Origin of the sequence: Limosilactobacillus sp. (genome assembly GCF_022482365.1) — a bacterium.
Classification (GTDB): domain Bacteria; phylum Bacillota; class Bacilli; order Lactobacillales; family Lactobacillaceae; genus Limosilactobacillus.
Genome location: NZ_JAKVPE010000001.1, coordinates 83,866 through 100,661, shown reverse-complemented (window position 1 = coordinate 100,661; position 16,796 = coordinate 83,866). Strand labels below are relative to the sequence as shown.

The window sequence follows — 16,796 nt, the reverse complement described above, 5'->3', positions numbered from 1 at the left end:
AGCCCCATCCCGCATGGGACGAAGCTATTCGTGGTACCACCCAAATTCAAGGTCCAAAAGACCTCCTCAGGCATTGGTTAACGGTAATGAACCGAACCAGCCTACTGAATTTAAGCTGGTCACTCGGAGCCGATCAGAGAAGATCCCTGAATGCCGGCCTCACACCACCTGCCGGCTCGCTGAATCATTAGGACCTTCTCAATTCTCCTCAACGTTTTATTAGAGCACTATAGTTCAGATCTGGACTTAGTTGTTGTTGGAATCGTCGTCTGGGAAGACAACGACCGTCTGCCCGGAGTCGGCGTTGGACGGATCCACTGCCGGTTCCACGGAGCCTGGCGTCGTGGAATCAGCCGGCTCCGAAGCGGGCATCTCGACTGCCGGCTGGTCGGGACCAGCGGCATTCTGGGCCGCAGCACTGAAGTCACCATCTGAAGTGATTGATGATGATTCTACACTGTCATTCGAATGGTTGTCAACCCTTGCTCCCAGGATCTTTTGGATTTCGTCGTACTTGTCGCTGCTGTCGGTGGCCAGCAGCTTGTCCCATTCGTCACTCTTGACAACTTCCAGCTGGGATTCGAGCATCACTTGCAGGCGCTGACGGAAGATCCGGGTCTGCTTCTTCAGGTCGTTGGTCTCGGTGGTCAGCTTCCGGGTGTCCTCGGCGCTCGTTTCGATCACCTGGTTGGACTTCTCGTTGGCCTCGGAGACGATGTCGGTGGCCTGCTTCTGGGCCTCGCGGATCATGATGTCGGCCTCGCGCTTGGCGTTGGTCTTGACCTTGTCGGCGGCCTCCTGGGCTACCAGGATGGACTTGTTCAAGGAGTCCTTCAGCTCGGTGAAGTACTTCAGCTTGCCCTCGTCGGCCTTGATGTTTTCCTTCAGGGCGTGGTTTTCCTCAGTCAGTTCCTGAACGGTCTGGGAAACCTCCTGGATGAACTTGCGGACCTCGTCCTGATTGTAGCCCCGCATCTTCGTTGAGAATTCCTGATTATTGATTTGCTCGATTGTTAATCCCATTGTGTCTTCCTCCAATTAAATCCTATGCCCGCACGACGGACATCTTCACCATGTTTTTCTGTTTGCGCGTTTTGCCACCAACCGCGTCGATCCGCAATCTACCGGCGTGCCGGACCGAGAGCAGGTCGTGTTCGACAATCGGGTAGTCCGGCCGGGTCGTTTCTTCCCAATTCAGCCGTACCAGACCACGTTCGATCAACTGCTTGGCCCGGTTGCGTGAATAGTTGAAGCCGGCCGCCACCACGCTGTCGAGGCGCATTGACGTCACGGTCGTCGTCAGCTCCTCCCAGTCCTCGACCGGGGTCAGTGCCTGATCAACCGCCAGCCACTTGACCTTGACCTTACCGACGTGGTTGACGTTCTGATGCAGGAAGCGGGCCATCTCGCTGGTCACCACCACCTGCCAGTGCGTGCCGTCGGTTAAAATATCGCCAAAGGCCTCCCGGGCCATTCCTTCGCCCAAGAGGGTCCCCATGATCTGCCGGTGGTGGAGTTCGGCAAACTTGGTCGGGTAGTCAACCGCTAGCACCTGCAGGTCAAAGTCCGCCGGCTGGGGTTGGTAGTAGTTGGGATAAAAGAGCAGCCGCTGCATCTCGGCTCCCGGCCAGCCCCCGTCACTGGCAGCCTTGATCTCATCCGACCGGTTGGCCAGGGTCTGGGCAATGTAGCGTTGCCGGGGATTCAAAAATGACGTTAAGACCGGCCGGTACTGGGCCGTCGCCGTGGCAATCCAGTCGTTGATCTGGTCAATCAGCGGCGCCTCATCCGGCCGGAAATGCTGTTTAATGTTTTGATCATCCATAGTCATTACTCGCTTACAAGAGACGGCTCAAGAAGGTCAGGCCGTCCTGAACCAAATATAAAACGATAATTGCAACAACGGGTGAAAAGCTGATCCCGCCCAGCGGTGGAATGAAGTCAAACCAGCGCATGTAGGGTTCTACCAGGCGGTCAACAATTTCGCCCAGCCGGGTCCCCCGGGCATTGGGGAACCATGATAAGAGGCACCAGACGACGATCACCATGATGTAGGCGTTGATCAGCCAGTCCAGGCACCAGATAATGTATCCAAGCATCGCGATCCCCCTAGTTGTTGGTCAGGCTCGTGCCGTCCATCTTCAGCCCGGCACTGAGATCACCAGACACCTCGTAATTCTTCGGCGTGCACAGGAAAATCTCCTTGCCGATCCGCTTGATGTCCCCGTCGATTGCGAAGGTGGCCCCGTTCAAGAAGTCCACCACCCGCTTGGCGTTGCGGTCGTCCATCTGGGTAAAGTTGACGATGACCGCCTGGCCCTTCAAAAGCTGGGTGGCAATCTGCTTGACGTCGGCATAGAGACGCGGTTCATAGAGGGCGATCCGGCTCATCCGGTCGCCCCGAGCCCGCTTGGCCTGGCTAAAGGAAACCACGTTGTCGTCACGACTCGGTTCACTTGCCTGGTCCTCTTGGTAGTACTCGTCGGCGGCGGTGTCGTCACCGAAGAGGCTCTTAAAAATACCTGCCATTATGATTCCTCCTTCTACTGCAAAATATACGAAAAAGGGCGTCGTTTAACATCCATTAAACCGCCCCACGATTTCATTATTTACGCCGGTTCTTGAAGAACGGTGGCGTTGACAGGTTCGTGTCATCATCACCGTCGTCGGAATTAGCCGTATCATCGTTGAAGACGTTAAATTCCGGCTTGTCGACGTGTGAAAATTGGTTGTGATCTGCCGCACCGGCCTTGTCGTCCGTGGTGTCAGCAGTCGGGTCGTTCCAGCCGTCAAACGGATCCGCTGGCTTTTGTGATTCAGCGGCCGATGGTTGAGCTGCTGGCTGGGTCTGTTGGGCCTGAGGTGCAGCCTGCCGGGCTGGGGCCGGGTTGTTGGCCTTGGTCTTGTCGATTCCGGTGGCGATTACGGTAACCCGAACGCCGTCACCCATCTTCTCGTTCAGAGACATCCCAAAGGCAATGTCGACGTCCGTGCCGGCAGCCTGACGAATAACGTCCGAGGCCTCCTGGGCTTCAAACATCGACAGGTCCTTGCCACCGGTGATGTCCATCAGAACGTGCTGAGCCCCGTTAATGGAAACTTCCAGCAGTGGTGAGGAGATGGCCTTCTTGGTGGCCTCCGTGGCCCGGTTTTCGCCGGTAGCGGAACCGACACCCATCAGGGCGGCACCCTGGTTGGACATCAGGGTCTTGATGTCGGCAAAGTCCAGGTTGATGTAACCTGGGGTCACGATCAGGTCGGAAATCCCCTGAACACCCTGGCGCAGAACGTTGTCGGCCTCCTTGAAGGCTTCCATCATCGGCGTCTTCTTGTCAATCATTTCCAGCAGGCGGTTGTTGGCAACGATGATCAAGGTGTCCACGTTGGCCTTCAGGTTGTCCAGACCCTCGGTGGCGTACTTGGAACGCCGGGGACCCTCAAAGGAGAACGGCCGGGTAACGACACCGACGGTCAGGGCACCGCTATCCTTGGCAATCTTGGCAATTACCGGAGCGGCACCGGTCCCGGTACCACCACCCATGCCGGCGGTGATGAAGACCATGTCCGCACCCTCTAAGGCCTTTTGGATCTGCTCTTCGCTTTCTTCGGCCGCCTTGTTGCCGACTTCCGGATTGGAACCCGCGCCCAGTCCCTTGGTCAGCTTAGGGCCTAATTGAATCTTCGTTGGTGCCTGGGAAGCGTTCAGTGCCTGGAGGTCGGTGTTGGCAACGATAAAGTCAACCCCCTGCACCTTCTCGGTAATCATCCGGTTGACGGCGTTGCCACCACCGCCACCGACGCCGATTACCTTGATGCGCGCGCCAGCGAATTCATTTTCCATTGTTTGTGTTTCATTGTCCATACAGCTGTTCCTCCGTGAAAATTAGTCGAATAAATTATTCAGCATGCTTCTGAAGCGATTGCCGATTGAGTGTTCACTGGTCTTCTTAGGCCGTGAGCGCTTGGCCGGTGCCGGGCGGCTCTTGGTCTCCCGCTGTTCCGGCTGGCTCCACTGGGTGACCCGTGGCTGACTGCTGGCCTGCTGGCTTTCCTGTGGCCGGCTGATGATGTCGGTCTGCTGCAGGGTCTGCTTGACGAGCCGGTCAACGTCCGTCAGGCGGCTCTCGTAGGTGGCCAGGGCGATTGCCAGCGAGTAGCTCGGGTGGCGAACCCCCATCTGATTAGAGTAGTTCACCTTGACGTTGCCACTGAAGTACTGGCCCGCGAGCTCCGCTACCCCTGGCAGGGCGGCCGTCCCACCGATCAGGACGACCCCACCCGGCAGTTTGGGCGCGTGGATGGCCCGCAGCCGATCGCGACTGCGCTGGAAGATCTGCCGCATCCGGGCTTCGATGATCTCGGCCAGGTAGGTTTCGGCAAACTGAACCGGTGTGTTCTTGCCAACGACGGGAACATCAACCTGGGCGTCCGCATGGGCGAGTGAGCTCATGGCATAGCCGTGGTCAAGCTTCAGCTGCTCGGCGTTCTTCAGTGAGGTGTTTAGGACCGTCGAGATGTCGCGGGTCACGAACTGGCCACCCTCGGGATCGACGAAGGTGTACTTCAACTGGTGGTCGTGGACGATGCTGGTCGTCGTCTGGCCACCACCGAGGTCAATTACCACGGTCCCGAAGTCCTGCTCGCCGTCGTTTAAGAGGTTAAAGTCGGTGGCGATCGGGGCAATCACGAGGTCGCGAATGCCATAGCCCGCCTGAGAAACGGCCTTTTTGGTATTGTGAATAATAGTCTTAGGTCCGGTGTAAAGGGTCCCCTTCATCTCGAGACGCACCCCGACCATCCCCCGCGGATCCTTGATGCCGTTGAAGCCATCAACGGTAAATTCGGTCGGCACGAGGTCCATGATCTCACGCTCCGGAGCGATGTTCTGGGTCAGGGTCTCCCTGGCAACGTCGATCACGTCTCGGTCGGTAATCTCGCGGGACTGGTTCTGCGACGCAATCGTCACGGAGCCGTGGACGCGCTGCATCTGGAGATAGTTGGCTGGCAGGCCAACGATCACATCTTTAATATCGATATTGGACTTTTCCTCGGCACGCTTGACAGCTTGAGAAATCGCACGAGCGGTCTTGTCAATATCAACAATAATGCCACGACTTAAACCGGCTGAGGAGACAACGCCTACGCCAATGACTTTCAACTGCCCTTTTACATTTTCACAGACCATTGCTTTGATCGAGGTGGTTCCAATATCTAATCCAACATAAGTTTCTGAATTATTCATCTGGTCGGAACCCTCCTAAAACTATTTAAAATAAGTTTTTTCGTAATTGAAAATTTGCCTCTTAAAGATTTTACCACAGTTAAACACCCTCGAAAAAGGGTTCCTGTAAGCTTTTGCAAAATATTATTTATCTTGTGAGCCATAATCGTACGAGTATGCGCCCACTTGGAGATCAATCACGCCACTATTCTTCATGTTGGCGACGATGGCCGGATAGTAGGCCATCTTCTTGCCAACCGTGTGCGCGTTTGCCAGAACGGTGTTGCCGTCGCGCATGTAGAGCACCACCCGATTTGGCATCTGCTTCGTCGGACTGTAGGTGACCGTCGAGATCCCGTCGCGCACCGCCGGCTTCAGCTTGCCGGTCTGGCGGGCGACCTCCTTGAGCAGCGCCCGGTGCTTGTTAAAGCCCTGGTAGCTGATCCCACCAGCCGGGTTGGCACTTGCCTGAAGATGCCCGTTGGCCAGGACGGCGTAACGCTGCTTGCCCAGGGTGGTGGTCCCCAGCAGGGCGTTTTCCTTGATGGTCAATCGAACGCTCTGCGGACCGGTCACCCTAATCCGAATGCTGGCGATCCGCGGCTGCTTGAAGCGGGCCGTGCGACAAATGCTGCGCTGGTGCAGCCAGACTCCCCAGATAAAGCGGCCGGGGTGAACGCTGGTGGCGCGCTCGACCTGGGAGACCGGCAGCTGCTTGTTGCCGGTCACGGTGACGGTTTTGACCTTGCTGAGGGGAGAAATAATGTAGATCATCAATAGCAGCACCAGCCCAAAAAAGGCCACGAGCTTGAGAACCCGCTCGCCGTTGGTCTTGTAGTGGTGCCAACGCAATTTAGGCAGGCGGTGCGAGATGTGCTGGCTCCGGTCGGCCGCACTCTTCTGGGCCTTCTGCCGGGCCTGGGCGCTACGCTTCTCAAGGTCAGCCAAGCGCTGGGCATACTGTTGATGTTCTGAAACGTAGCGATCGCGCGCCATTCATTCTCGCCCCCTTCTCGTGCTTAGTGGTGTTCGTCGATGGCCTTGTGGAGCACCTTGATCAAGCGATCCGCCGCGTCCGGCCGGCCCATCTTCTTGGAGGCCGCCGACATTTCGGCCCGCAGGTCATCGTTTTCCATGATCCGGTCCGCCTGCAAGAGCAGCGACCGGGCGTCCAATTGATCCTCGGTGATCATCGCCGCGGCGTTGTTCTTGACCAGCGCCTGGGCGTTCTTCACCTGGTGGTTGGCCGTCACGTACGGACTCGGGATCAGGATCGTCGGTACCCCGAGCGCGGTCACCTCCGCGATCGTGGTGGCACCGGCCCGGGAGACCAGCGCCGCCACCCGCGGCATCTTGGCGGGCATGTCTTTGATGTACGGAACCACCTTCACGTTGGCACCGATCTTGACGCCTTTCAGCTGCTTTTGCACCGCTGCGTAACGCTTCTGACCGGTCGCAAAGATGACTTGGTAGGGACGCTTGTTGAATTCGGGGATCGCGTCAACGACCGTCTTATTGATCTTCGGTGCCCCCTGGCTGCCGCCGAAAATCATCATCGTCGGCACGTCATCCTTCAGGCCGTAGCTGGTCCAGGAGAAATCACTGTTGGCCTGGGCCGCCACCTGCTGGGCCCGCGGATTGCCAACCATGGTAACCTTCTCGGCCGGAAACTGGCTGCGGGCCGCCTCAAAGGCGATCGCAATTTGGTCAACGTAGCGGCTTAAGAACTTGTTCGTCACCCCGACCACGCTGTTCTGTTCGTGGATCACCGTTGGGACGTGGTGCTTGGCCGCCGCGTACAGGACCGCACCGGAGACATAGCCCCCGGTACCGAGGACGACATCCGGCTTGAAGTCCCGGATAATCTTCTTGGCGTGGTGGACCGAATTCAAGAAGAGGTAGATCGTCTTCAGATTGTCCAGGGACAGGGAACGCTTAAAGCCCTGCATGTGCATGGTCTCTAATTTAATGCCGGCGTCCGGCACGATCTTGTTTTCCAGTCCCCGGGTCGTGCCGACGTAGAGAACCTCGGTGTCCGGTTCAACCTGCTTGAGTCGTTCGATGAGGGCCAGTGCCGGGTAGATGTGTCCCCCGGTACCGCCACCAGATACTAATAACCGCATTTAATTCCCTTCCTTTTGTCCAGTTAGCTTTTCAACCGCTTCAATGAACTTGTCGCCCCGGACCTCGAAGCTTGGGAATTGGTCCCAGCTGGCGTTGGCCGGCGACAGGAGGATGACGTCCCCCGGCGCGCTGACCTTCCAGGCCTCCGGAACGGCCGTAATGGCATTTTCACTTTCGATGATCATCGGGATCCCGGCCTGCTGGGCCGCATCCTTCATCTTGTCCTTGCACTGGCCAAAGACGATGATCGCCTTGACGTGCTTCTTGAAGTACGGTACCAGGCGCTCAAAGGTGTAGCCCCGGTCCAGGCCCCCAGCCAGCAGGATTACCGGCTGGGTGAAGCCCGCCAACGCCACCTCGGTCGCCTCGATGTCGGTCGACTTCGAGTCGTTGTAGAAACGCCGCCCCTGGTAGTCCATGACGTACTGCAGACGGTGACGAACCCCGCTGAAGGTCGTCAGGACGCTGACGATGGCGTCATTGTCCACTCCGCTCAGCTTAGCCGCCGCGATGGCCGCCAGGGCGTTTTCGACGTTCTGGGGGCCGATCAGGCGGATATCCTTAGCCGCCATGATCTGCTCACCGCGCCAGTAAATCTGGCCGTCTTCCTCGTAGGCCCCGTCATGGCTCTTGCCCAGGCGGGAGAACGGGACGATCGTGGCCCGGGAGCGCCGGGCGATCTCTTGCCACTCCTCCTTGTCCCAGTTCATGATCAGGTAATCATCCGGCGTCTGGTTGCGGGTGATGTTGAGTTTGGCATTGATGTAGTTTTCCCGGGTCTTGTGGTAGTCCAGGTGGTTCGAGAAGATGTTGGTGATGATCGCAATGTGAGGATGAATTGTCGGGCAGCCCAGGAGCTGGAAGCTGGATAATTCGGTCACCAGGGTATCATCGGCGCCGAGGCCCTCGGCAACCTTGGTGAAGGACACCCCGATGTTGCCGGCGTACTTGACCTGGTGAGTTGACCCCTTGGCCAGCATCAGCTGGGTCAAAGTCGTCGTGGTGGTCTTGCCGTTGCTCCCGGTCACGCTGACCAGGTGGCCGTCAAAGATCTCGGCCCCCAGTTCCGCTTCGGTGATGATCGGCGTCTTTTGGGCCACAAACTTGGCAACCAGCGGGTTATCGTAGGGAATCCCCGGGTTCTTGACGACGACGTCAAAGCCTTCGTCGGCCAGGCTCAGCGGGTTGGAACCCGTGATGACCTTGATTCCATCGTTCTCTAAGTCCTGGACGACGGCCGGGTCCTTTGGCGTCTTCATATCGTTGGCGGTCACCTGGGCCCCCAGCTTCACCAGGAGATGGGCGGCGTTCAGGCCGCTGATCCCGAAACCAATCACCAGTGCCTTTTTGCCCTGGTACGTATCAATCTGCTTCATAATTCTTGCTTCCTCACTTTATGATTTTTAACCAACCAACAAAATCCAACTGACGGCGATCACGGCACCGATCAGGCCGACGATCCAGAAGACAATGTCGATCTTCCATTCGCTCCAGCCACACATTTCGAAGTGGTGGTGAATCGGCGTCATCTTGAAGATTCGCTTCCCGGTCAGCTTAAACGAGGCCACCTGCAAGATGACGCTGGCCGTCTCGCAAACGTAGACGATCCCGACAACTAAAAGCGACCATTCGTGGTGGAGCAGGAGCGAAACCGCCGCCAGCGATGCCCCGATGGCCAGCGAGCCCATGTCCCCCATGAAGATCTTGGCCGGCTTGTGGTTGTAAGGGAAAAAGCCGATCAGAGTCCCGATCATTGCCAGACAGAAGAGGGCGATCTCGGCGTAGCCCGGCTGGCTGATGTTCACCAGGGCCACGATCAGGTAGGCGATAAAGGAAATGATTGACAGACCGCTGACCAGGCCGTCCAGACCATCCGTCAGGTTTACCGCGTTGGAGAAACCGACCATCCAGAAGATGATGAAGAGGCCGTACCACCAGCCGGCCTGAGTGGTCCCAAAGCCCATCTGGAAGCCCTCGTGCTGGTAGATGGCGGTGAAGACCATCGCCGCGATCACCTGGGCCAGGGCCTTTTGCCAGGCCTTGAAACCCTCGTTTTGGTGGTGGAAGATCTTGATGCTGTCATCCCACATCCCGATCAGGCCGTAGACCACCAGGATGAAGAGCAGTGCCCACAGGGTGTTGGAAATCAATCCCCGCCAGGCTGCCACCCAGAGAATGGTGACGACGGCTGAGAAGATGAAGAGCAAGCCCCCCATGGTCGGCGTCCCGGCCTTTTTGGCGTGCCAGGTCGGTCCTTCCTTGCGGATCTGCTGGCCTTCTTTCTTGGCGCGAAAGTAGCGAATCAAGTATGGCATCAACAGGAAGGTGATCAGGAATGCACTGATCACCGTCAAGATAGCGGTCAATATGTTCATGGTATTCTCTTACTCCTTTGGTTTGTATTTAACGGTCAAGGTTGTCTGGGCCTTCACCTGGGTGTTGGCGGCAATGCTCTGGGAAACCAGGTAGCCGCTCCCCTCTTCTTTCAATTTCAGGTGCAGCATGGCTGCTAGCTGCTCCACGTCCGCCGAGCTCCAGCCGCTCATGTCCGGCAGCTGGACGGTCCCCCCGGTCGTCAGGATGACCCGTTGGTTGATCAGGGCCTGCTGACCGGCTGGAATCGACTGCTTGCGAATCGTCTTGCCGCTGCCGAGTACGACGGCCTGCAGGTGCTTTTGGCCCAGCTTGGTCGTCGCCTGCTGGCTGCTTTGGCCCACCAGGTTCGGCACATTGACCATGCTGTGCTTGGCAGACTTGGTCGTGCTCTGGCGGTTGAGCAGCATCTTCATCGTCGGGTTGAAGACCTCGGCGATTTGGTTAGCGGCCGGCGTGCTGATGTTTTGCGGCTGGCGCAGGGTGATGTAGATGATGTAGCGTGGGTGCTTGGCCGGCGCCATCCCCACCATCGAGTAGAGGTAGTTGGTGTCGCCCTTGCTGTAACCGTTGGCCCCACCGATCTGGGCGGTCCCGGTCTTGGCGGCGATCCGGTGCCCCTTGATCTGGTACATGTGGCCGAGGCCCTTTTCGTCGTAAACAACCCCCTCCATGTAGCCGAGGACCTGTTTGGCCGTCTTGGCCTTGATCGGCTTGCCGACCTGCTTGGGGTGGTTGCTCTTCACGGTCTTGCCCTTGCTGTTGACAACCTTGGAGACGAAGTAGGGCTTCATCATTTTACCGCGATTGGCGACGGCACTAAAGGCCTGCATCATCTGCAGTTCGTTGACGGTAATCCCCTGACCAAAGGCGGTGTTGGCCTGCTCCAGGGCTCCCTTGAACTGGGTGTAGCCGTTAACCTCGCTGCCCATCCCGTCGACGTTGACCTTCTTGAGGAGGCCGAAGCGCTTGATGTACTTGTACCAGGTGTCGGCCCCCATGTTCTGCTCGACGTGGGCAAAACCGACGTTACTGGAGAGGTCAAAGGCGTCCTTGTAGGTAATCGCACCCCAACCGCTGGACGACCAGTCGGTGATCTTGCCGCCGCCCAGCGACCAGGTCCCCGAGTTAAAGGTGTCGTTCGGGTTGAAATGGCCGGAGTCGATGGCCGCACTCAGGGCCAGAACCTTCATCGTCGAGCCGGGTTCGTAGGCGTCCTGAGCCAGCATGTTTCGCCAGACCGGGTTCTTCTTGGAACGCAGGGTCGGCCGTTGGGTGGCCGCGATGATCTTCCCGGTCTTGGCCTCCATGACCACCGCCGTCATCGCGTTGGCCTTGGAAGCCTTGAAGACCTTGTTGACCTTGGTCTCGATCAAGTGCTGGGTCTGGGGGTCAATTGTGGTGTGGACGTCGTCACCGTTGACCGCCGGCTTGACCGTTCCCTTGGAATTGGCCAGGCGGTAGCCGTAGACGTCCTGCTTATCCTGGCGAATCCCGTTGGTCCCGGTCAATTGCTTGTTGAAGTAGCCCTCCAGGCCGAGCTGACCCACCAGCTTGGTTGTCCCGTTATCCTCGGTCTTTGGGTTGGCCATCCCGATCAGCTGGGAGGCAAATTCGCCCTCCGGATACTGCCGGGCCGGGGTCGCCACGAAGTTGATCCCCGGGAGGTGGTAGCTCTTGATCTTCTGCATGGTGGCCACGGACAGGTTGCTCCCCGCCGTGCCAAATTCAACCTGGTAGGTCTGCCCATCGGTCGTCAGCGTTTTTTTAATCTTGCTGGCCGGCTCGTCAATGTAGCGGGCCAGAATCCTGGCAGTCTTCTTCTTGTTGGTGACGTAGAGCGGCTTCCCGGAGTTGGACCGCTGGTGATGGTCGACGATGGCGTAAAGCGTATAACGGCTGGTGTCGGTCGCCAGCTTGTTCCCCTCGCTGTCGTAGATCGTCCCCCGGCGGGCCTGAATGACCTGGCGCTGGGTGTAGGTCTGTTCGGCCTTGGAGCGCAGGTTAACGTGCTGGACATCCTTGTTGATTGCAATATACGCAAAACGAACGATAAACAAGGCGAATAGGCTAACCGTGATCAGGAACAGCCATTTACCAAAGGTTCCCTGGTTCCTATTATTCCTCTTGTTTCTCGCTCGCTCTGGCTCTTTATTCATTATTGATTAATGTTCCTTACGTTTGAATTTCGATCCGACAAGCCATATTTGTGAGCGGCCGCCTTCAAGTGCGACTGGCTTGTCAATTCTGCGATTTCTTGTTGTGAGCTCGTATTCGCATTTTTGACCTTGCTGATCTGGCTCTGCAGGTCCTGCAAGTGGTGCTGCTGGTTGTTGATGGCAACCTTGGTCGAAAGCAAGGCGATCACGAGGCAGAGGGTCACAACCCCGCCGACAGTGACGAGCAGCCGCTCAAAAGGCGACCAGCCGACCGCGCGGGGATTGGCCGCGGGCCGCTGGACTGGTGTTTGCTTTATTTCCGGTTGCTCTTTTAACTCTCGTGCAGTGTTTGAAACCACTTTACTCACTCTTTCCTTACTTGACTTTTTCGATGATGCGCAGTTTAGCGCTGTGTGCCCGGTGATTGTTGGCTAATTCCTGAGCACTAGGAAGAATTGGCTTCTTATTGATTAACTTAAAGTGGGGCTCCATCCCCGCCGGAATGACCGGCAGCCCCTGGGGCAGGTCGGCGCTGATGGAAGACTGTTCCTTAAACATCGTCTTCACCAGTCGGTCTTCCAAGGACTGGAAGGTGATCACGCTGATCCGGCCGCCGACGTTTAAGAGCTCAAAGGCCTGCTCGAGTGACTCCTCCAGGGCCCCCAGCTCGTCATTGACGGCGATCCGGATTGCCTGGAAGCTCTTCTTGGCGGGGTGGCCACCGTGGCGACGGGCCGCCGCCGGGATGGCCTCCTTGATGACGTCGACCAGCTCGAAGGTGGTCCTAATTGGCCGCCGGGCGCGCCGTTGCTCGATCTTGCGGGCGATCTGCTTGGCAAAGTGCTCCTCACCGTAACGGTAGAGGATCCGTACCAGCTGCTCGTAGGACCAGTCGTTGACGACCTCCATGGCCGACAGTTCCTGATCCTGGTTCATCCGCATGTCCAACGGGGCGTCGAGCTTGTAGCTAAAGCCCCGGGCCGCATCGTCAAACTGGGGCGAGGAAACGCCGAGGTCGTAGACGATCCCGTCGATTTTTCTAACCCCCTGGTTCGCCAGGGCGGTCTTTAGGTGGCGGAAGTTGTCCTCGACCAGGGTTAATTTGCCCGCCTCCAGGGCAGCGTGCAGGTGCTCCTGATTGTACTTGATGGCGGTCTGGTCCTGGTCAAACGAATAAAGGTGGCCGCTAGTCAGCTGCTGCAAAATCTCACCAGAATGACCGCCACCACCCAGGGTTGCATCGACATAAGTGCCAGTTGGTTGCACATTTAAGCCCGCTACGGCTTCCTTCAACAGTACCGTTACGTGGTTAAACTCTGCCATCGACTTGCACTCCTTTTCCTAAAAATCAATGTTTAGCTCCTCGGCGATCTCGTCAAAGTTGGCGGCGGTATCGCTGTTGTATTCGTTCCACCGGTCGGCGTCCCAAATTTCCAGGCGGTTGGCCACCCCGATGATCATGCACTTCTTGCTCAAATGGGCGTAGGTGCAGAGGGGATCCGGGATGTTGACCCGGCCCTGGCGATCAAAGGAGCAGGCGCTGGCCGCCGAATACAGGAAGCGGACAAAGGCCCGCGCGTCCCGCTTCGTCAGTGGCAGCGACTGCAGCTTTTCGTTGAGGCGCTCCCACTCGTCCTGCGGGTAGCCAAACAAACAGCCATCCAGGCCCCGGGTCAAAACAAACTCGGCACCCAGCTGGTCGCGAAACTTGGCGGGGATAATCAGTCGGCGCTTGGAATCCAGTGAATGTTGAAATTCCCCCATTAACAAGTGCTGACGCCTCCCCTTGCCACTTCATAGGACCAGTCTACCACAATCCCCCACTTCTCACCACGGTATTTCCAAACTTTTTTAGACACAAAAACGGGCGTTCCCAAAACAATTCGGGACCACCCGTCAATTCATTTATTAGACGATTAATGGTATAAACGTCTCACACCAGCGGCAAGCCGTTGCAAAAGAGCGAGCCGGCAAAAACGACCAGCGCGTAAAAAAGGGAAAGGCGCCAGAAGACCGGCCAGTAACGGCGATAAAGGAACTCGTGATTGTGCACCGACTGGAGGGCGATCAGGGCCAGGGCCCAAATCATCCAGAGGGCGATCGGGTAGGCCACCCAGTAAACGTCCAGGTTCCAGAGGATTAGGAGCCAGAGCACGAGCGTCCAGACCACCCGCAGCCAGCGCCGACGCCTGGACAGGCGGCGCCAGAGGACGGTCAGCACCCACAAAATGATCACAATTAACAGTTCAATTAATAATTGGCGAAAATCAATCAACATCGCGCTACCCCTTTTATGCCTAGTCATTTCCTGCTAGAATTTTACCATAAGTTGGGCCTGACGTTTGAAAAACAACCAGTAAATGCGTTACACTACTAGAAGTTCATGATCGTGAAAGGCGGTTAAGTTAATGCAACGGAAAAAGAAAACACGTTTCCAAAAAATTACGATGGTCGCAATTTGGCTGATGCTGATTGCCATGCTGGGGTCTTTAATCTTCGGTGCCGTCGCATCACTGAATCTGATTTAAGTTTATTTTGTATCCAAAAAGGGGACTGGCAATTCGCCAGTCCCCTTTTATTATTCTTCTGACGATGGTTGGTCCGGCTTCTTGTAGACCTCGCGCGGCTTGGAGCCATTGGCCGGGCTGATGTAGCCCCGCTGCTCCAGGTCGTCGATGATCCGCGCCGCCCGGTTGTAGCCAATCCGAAAGCGCCGCTGGATCATCGAGGTCGAGGCCCGCTGTTCCTGGGCCACGAATTCGAGGGCCTGGGGGAAGAGCTCGTCTTCGTCCTCCTGCTCCTCTTCCTGGGCCAGTTCGGCGTCGCTCACGACCATCTGTGAATCGTACTCGGGCTGCCGCTCATCCTTGATGAAGGAAACCACGGCTTCAACATCCTGGTCGGAGATGAAGGCCCCCTGGACCCGGACCGGCTTGTTCTGGTCGATCGGTTCAAAGAGCATGTCCCCGCGGCCGAGCAGCTTTTCCGCCCCGTTCGTGTCGATGATCGTCCGCGAATCGACCCCGCTGGAAACCGCGAAGGCAATCCGGGACGGGACGTTGGCCTTGATCAGCCCGGTGATGACGTCCACCGACGGCCGCTGGGTAGCCAGGATCATGTGGATCCCGGCGGCCCGCCCCATCTGGGCAATCCGCACGATGGCGTCCTCGACGTCGCTGGAGACGGTCATCATCAGGTCGGCCAGTTCGTCGACCACGACCAGGACCAGCGGCAGGGCCGGCTGCTGGTCGTCCGGGTGGGCCGCGTTTTGCTTTTGCACCAGTTGGTTATAGCCCTTGAGGTTGCGGACGCCAAACTTGGCGAAGAGCTCATAGCGCCGCTCCATCTCCGCAACCACCTTGCCCAGCGCCCGGGCTGCCTTCTTCGGCTCCGAGACGACCGGGCTGAGCAGGTGGGGAATGTCGTTGTAGACGCTGAGCTCGACCTTCTTCGGGTCGATCAGGAGCATCTTAACCTGGTGGGGCTTGGCCTTGAGGAGAATGCTGGTCAGAATGACGTTGATTGCCACCGACTTCCCGCTTCCGGTCGCCCCGGCAATCAGGAGGTGGGGCATCTTCGTCAGATCGGCCATCTCGACATCCCCGGTGACCGTCCGCCCAAGCGGCACGTCCATTGGGTTGTCGTCCTTGGGCGCCGCCTCGAACATGTCACGGAAGCCAACCGTGGCCACCTGCTGGTTCGGCACTTCGATCCCGATCAGCGACTTGCCGGGGATCGGGGCCTCGATCCGGATGTCCTTGGCGGCCAGGGCCAATGCCAGGTCGTCCGCCAGGTGGGTGATCCGGCTCACCTTGACCCCCACCGCGGGCCGCAACTCGTACTTAGTTACTGACGGCCCTAGGCTGACGTTCTCCACCGTCGCCTGGACGTTGAAGGACTGAAGGGTTTCTTGGAGAATCTTGGTGTTCTTCTTGATGTTCTTCAGATCGGCCTGCTGGTCGGTGGCCTGGACCTCACTCAGCAGGTCCAGGGGCGGCAGCTGGTAGTCTTCGTCGGCCTTGGCGGAACCACCCGTCATTGCCAGGGGCGGCTCGTCCTCATGCTCGGTCGCGTCCGCCGGTTCCTCGTGGTGGTTGGAGGCCACCGTGATCTTCGGCTCCACCGGCCGGGCTGGTGCCGGCTGTGGCGCCGGTTCTTCGGACTGGACGGCGGCGGAATCGTCACCCTCGTCCTGGCCCGCGAAGAAGTCGGTCACCGTCTTCTTCGCGGCAGTCGCGTGGGCCGCCGCGCTGGACAGGGGTGGCATTGTCACCCCGGGCTGGGCCGCCTTTTCCTTCAGCCGCTCACCGGCCTCCTTGCTCATGATCCCCAGCTTCTGGAGGAGCCGACCGCAGAGCTTCAGGAAGTCGCGCCACGGCAGGGCAAAGAAGATGATGACCCCGCAGATCATCAGGATCCAGGCAAAGACGGCGGTCCCCACCTGGTCGACCAGGGCGTCGCAGGCCGAGAAGAGGTAGGCCCCGAGCATCCCCCCACCGATCGGCAGGGTCGTGTCCCCGTTCAAGAGGGCCTTGCTGAGGTTGCTCCAGGTCACCACCGGGATCTTAGCGTGGACGTTGAGCTGGTCGACGAAGAGGACGTGCAGCCAGATCAAGAGGCCCAGGTAGCCGACGATGACGCCGACGATCCGCCGCGGGCTGAAGTGCAGCCAGCGGGCGTAGAGGGCAAAGCCGGCCCCGTAGAGCAGGACGATCAGCATCAAAATCGGGTAGCTGGCCCCCACCAGGAGCTTGAAGATCCCGGCGATGACGGCACCCAGGGCCCCCAGGTTGCAGAGGCCGACCAGCATCAGGAGGACCACGATGATCCCGACCAGGTTGTCAACCAGGCGGTGCTGGCTCTTCGGCGAACGGCTGGTCTGCCGACGCCGTTTCGATTTACGTTTTCGTTGTGCCATG

17 protein-coding genes and 1 other annotated feature are annotated in these 16,796 nt (G+C 58.1%); of the genes, 1 reads left to right on the top strand and 16 read right to left on the bottom strand.

Translation table 11 applies throughout. The features are described from left to right. Nucleotides 1-11: 11 nt before the first annotated feature. Nucleotides 12-221 (bottom strand) — a binding site (T-box leader). Nucleotides 222-246: 25 nt separating this feature from the next. From LKE23_RS00460 to LKE23_RS00390, 15 genes are all read right to left on the bottom strand, one after another. Further along, the gene (locus LKE23_RS00460; RefSeq protein ID WP_291977492.1) at nucleotides 247-1,023 is read right to left on the bottom strand and encodes a DivIVA domain-containing protein; all 777 of its coding nucleotides are present in this window, start codon (nucleotides 1,021-1,023) and stop codon (nucleotides 247-249) included. Nucleotides 1,024-1,045: 22 nt separating this feature from the next. Then, the gene (locus LKE23_RS00455; RefSeq protein ID WP_291977490.1) at nucleotides 1,046-1,825 is read right to left on the bottom strand and encodes a YlmH family RNA-binding protein; all 780 of its coding nucleotides are present in this window, start codon (nucleotides 1,823-1,825) and stop codon (nucleotides 1,046-1,048) included. A gap of 13 nt (nucleotides 1,826-1,838) precedes the next feature. Further along, nucleotides 1,839-2,099, bottom strand: coding sequence for a YggT family protein (locus LKE23_RS00450; RefSeq protein WP_291977488.1), 261 nt, complete (start codon nucleotides 2,097-2,099; stop codon nucleotides 1,839-1,841). A gap of 10 nt (nucleotides 2,100-2,109) precedes the next feature. Then, nucleotides 2,110-2,532, bottom strand: coding sequence for a cell division protein SepF (locus LKE23_RS00445; protein WP_434737619.1), 423 nt, complete (start codon nucleotides 2,530-2,532; stop codon nucleotides 2,110-2,112). A 73-nt stretch (nucleotides 2,533-2,605) separates the two neighbouring features. Then, nucleotides 2,606-3,862 (bottom strand): cell division protein FtsZ, encoded by a 1,257-nt coding sequence (gene ftsZ / locus LKE23_RS00440; RefSeq protein ID WP_291977485.1) that lies wholly within the window; start codon nucleotides 3,860-3,862, stop codon nucleotides 2,606-2,608. 21 nt (nucleotides 3,863-3,883) lie between these two features. Beyond that, complete coding sequence (ftsA, locus tag LKE23_RS00435; protein WP_291977483.1) at nucleotides 3,884-5,242, bottom strand: cell division protein FtsA; 1,359 nt, start codon at nucleotides 5,240-5,242, stop codon at nucleotides 3,884-3,886. Between the two features lie 123 nt (nucleotides 5,243-5,365). Then, nucleotides 5,366-6,217 (bottom strand): cell division protein FtsQ/DivIB, encoded by an 852-nt coding sequence (locus tag LKE23_RS00430; RefSeq protein WP_291977482.1) that lies wholly within the window; start codon nucleotides 6,215-6,217, stop codon nucleotides 5,366-5,368. Between the two features lie 23 nt (nucleotides 6,218-6,240). Next, nucleotides 6,241-7,344 carry an undecaprenyldiphospho-muramoylpentapeptide beta-N-acetylglucosaminyltransferase gene (gene murG, locus LKE23_RS00425; RefSeq protein ID WP_291977480.1) on the bottom strand — a complete coding sequence of 368 codons (1,104 nt, stop codon included), beginning with the start codon at nucleotides 7,342-7,344 and terminating at the stop codon, nucleotides 6,241-6,243. Next, on the bottom strand, nucleotides 7,345-8,721 hold the full coding sequence (gene murD / locus LKE23_RS00420) for a UDP-N-acetylmuramoyl-L-alanine--D-glutamate ligase (RefSeq protein ID WP_291977479.1): 1,377 nt from the start codon (nucleotides 8,719-8,721) through the stop codon (nucleotides 7,345-7,347). 27 nt (nucleotides 8,722-8,748) lie between these two features. Then, nucleotides 8,749-9,720 (bottom strand): phospho-N-acetylmuramoyl-pentapeptide-transferase, encoded by a 972-nt coding sequence (mraY, locus tag LKE23_RS00415; RefSeq protein WP_291977478.1) that lies wholly within the window; start codon nucleotides 9,718-9,720, stop codon nucleotides 8,749-8,751. A 9-nt stretch (nucleotides 9,721-9,729) separates the two neighbouring features. Then, entirely contained in the window at nucleotides 9,730-11,877 is a 2,148-nt protein-coding gene (locus LKE23_RS00410) for a penicillin-binding transpeptidase domain-containing protein (protein ID WP_291977477.1), read from the bottom strand. Continuing rightward, nucleotides 11,877-12,245 (bottom strand): cell division protein FtsL, encoded by a 369-nt coding sequence (gene ftsL2, locus LKE23_RS00405; RefSeq protein WP_291978325.1) that lies wholly within the window; start codon nucleotides 12,243-12,245, stop codon nucleotides 11,877-11,879. Before ftsL2 ends, LKE23_RS00410 begins: the two co-directional genes overlap by 1 nt. A 7-nt stretch (nucleotides 12,246-12,252) precedes the next feature. Further along, nucleotides 12,253-13,200, bottom strand: a complete 948-nt coding sequence (gene rsmH / locus LKE23_RS00400; RefSeq protein WP_291977475.1) for a 16S rRNA (cytosine(1402)-N(4))-methyltransferase RsmH — start codon at nucleotides 13,198-13,200, stop codon at nucleotides 12,253-12,255. Nucleotides 13,201-13,218: 18 nt separating this feature from the next. Beyond that, nucleotides 13,219-13,647 (bottom strand): division/cell wall cluster transcriptional repressor MraZ, encoded by a 429-nt coding sequence (mraZ, locus tag LKE23_RS00395; protein WP_291977474.1) that lies wholly within the window; start codon nucleotides 13,645-13,647, stop codon nucleotides 13,219-13,221. Between the two features lie 163 nt (nucleotides 13,648-13,810). Then, complete coding sequence (locus LKE23_RS00390) at nucleotides 13,811-14,155, bottom strand: hypothetical protein (protein ID WP_291977472.1); 345 nt, start codon at nucleotides 14,153-14,155, stop codon at nucleotides 13,811-13,813. A 130-nt stretch (nucleotides 14,156-14,285) separates the two neighbouring features. Between LKE23_RS00390 and LKE23_RS00385 the strand changes: the two genes are divergently transcribed. Next, nucleotides 14,286-14,405, top strand: coding sequence for a DUF4044 domain-containing protein (locus LKE23_RS00385; protein WP_003666746.1), 120 nt, complete (start codon nucleotides 14,286-14,288; stop codon nucleotides 14,403-14,405). Between the two features lie 50 nt (nucleotides 14,406-14,455). On the opposite strand, the gene LKE23_RS00380 is transcribed toward LKE23_RS00385, so the two are convergent. After that, nucleotides 14,456-16,795, bottom strand: coding sequence for an FtsK/SpoIIIE family DNA translocase (locus LKE23_RS00380; RefSeq protein WP_291977467.1), 2,340 nt, complete (start codon nucleotides 16,793-16,795; stop codon nucleotides 14,456-14,458). Between the last annotated feature and the right edge of the window lies 1 nt (nucleotide 16,796).

What these genes read in the sequence shown, in the direction of transcription:
- LKE23_RS00385 (WP_003666746.1), top strand. Translation starts at nt 14,286, where the DNA reads ATGCAACGGAAAAAGAAAACACGTTTCCAAAAAATTACGATGGTCGCA.
- rsmH (WP_291977475.1), bottom strand. Translation starts at nt 13,200, where the DNA reads ATGGCAGAGTTTAACCACGTAACGGTACTGTTGAAGGAAGCCGTAGCG.
- murG (WP_291977480.1), bottom strand. Translation starts at nt 7,344, where the DNA reads ATGCGGTTATTAGTATCTGGTGGCGGTACCGGGGGACACATCTACCCG.
- LKE23_RS00380 (WP_291977467.1), bottom strand. Translation starts at nt 16,795, where the DNA reads ATGGCACAACGAAAACGTAAATCGAAACGGCGTCGGCAGACCAGCCGT.
- LKE23_RS00455 (WP_291977490.1), bottom strand. Translation starts at nt 1,825, where the DNA reads ATGGATGATCAAAACATTAAACAGCATTTCCGGCCGGATGAGGCGCCG.
- LKE23_RS00450 (WP_291977488.1), bottom strand. Translation starts at nt 2,099, where the DNA reads ATGCTTGGATACATTATCTGGTGCCTGGACTGGCTGATCAACGCCTAC.
- LKE23_RS00390 (WP_291977472.1), bottom strand. Translation starts at nt 14,155, where the DNA reads ATGTTGATTGATTTTCGCCAATTATTAATTGAACTGTTAATTGTGATC.
- LKE23_RS00460 (WP_291977492.1), bottom strand. Translation starts at nt 1,023, where the DNA reads ATGGGATTAACAATCGAGCAAATCAATAATCAGGAATTCTCAACGAAG.
- LKE23_RS00410 (WP_291977477.1), bottom strand. Translation starts at nt 11,877, where the DNA reads ATGAATAAAGAGCCAGAGCGAGCGAGAAACAAGAGGAATAATAGGAAC.
- murD (WP_291977479.1), bottom strand. Translation starts at nt 8,721, where the DNA reads ATGAAGCAGATTGATACGTACCAGGGCAAAAAGGCACTGGTGATTGGT.
- mraY (WP_291977478.1), bottom strand. Translation starts at nt 9,720, where the DNA reads ATGAACATATTGACCGCTATCTTGACGGTGATCAGTGCATTCCTGATC.
- ftsA (WP_291977483.1), bottom strand. Translation starts at nt 5,242, where the DNA reads ATGAATAATTCAGAAACTTATGTTGGATTAGATATTGGAACCACCTCG.
- LKE23_RS00430 (WP_291977482.1), bottom strand. Translation starts at nt 6,217, where the DNA reads ATGGCGCGCGATCGCTACGTTTCAGAACATCAACAGTATGCCCAGCGC.
- ftsZ (WP_291977485.1), bottom strand. Translation starts at nt 3,862, where the DNA reads ATGGACAATGAAACACAAACAATGGAAAATGAATTCGCTGGCGCGCGC.